The sequence below is a fragment of the Aquabacterium parvum genome, assembly GCF_001447195.1.
In the GTDB taxonomy this organism is placed as follows: Bacteria; Pseudomonadota; Gammaproteobacteria; order Burkholderiales; family Burkholderiaceae_C; genus Aquabacterium; species Aquabacterium parvum.
On record NZ_LFRI01000088.1, the window covers coordinates 1 to 502 of the forward strand.

The window sequence follows — 502 nt, forward strand, 5'->3', positions numbered from 1 at the left end:
ACACTGGCGACCACGCTCAAAGAAGGCCTGGTGGTGGGCATGCGCTCCATGCCCGGCAATCCGTACGACGGGCACACGCTGGATGAGACCATCGAGCAGGTGAGCATCCTGGCCAACCACCGGCCGCGTACTGTGATGGTGGACAAGGGCTACAAGGGTGCCGAGGTCGAGGGCGTGCAGATTCTCAGATCAGGCCAGCGGCGAGGCGTGACGCGCACGATGAAGGCCATGATCAAACGGCGAAGCGCGATCGAGCCGACGATCGGACACATGAAGAGCGACGGACGACTGGATCGAAATCCACTCAAGGGCGCGCTGGGCGATGCGCTGCATGCCGTGCTGTGCGGTGCCGGGCACAACATCCGCCTGCTGCTGAGCCTGTTGAGGCTTTTTGTTGCCCATCTACAGGCCGTTGTCTTGGCTTGGCTGGCGCGCTCGGCCTGTCACTACCGCGTTCAGGTTGCGCTGACTGCCGCGTGAGGCAATTGTTCAGGGCGGACTA

Annotated in this window: 1 protein-coding gene; it reads left to right on the forward strand. The window is 62.9% G+C overall.

Annotation, left to right across the window (positions count from 1 at the left end):
- The coding region (locus tag ABG80_RS03155; protein WP_152987433.1) for a transposase at positions 1-480 on the forward strand (480 nt) is incomplete at its 5' end.
- Between the last annotated feature and the right edge of the window lie 22 nt (positions 481-502).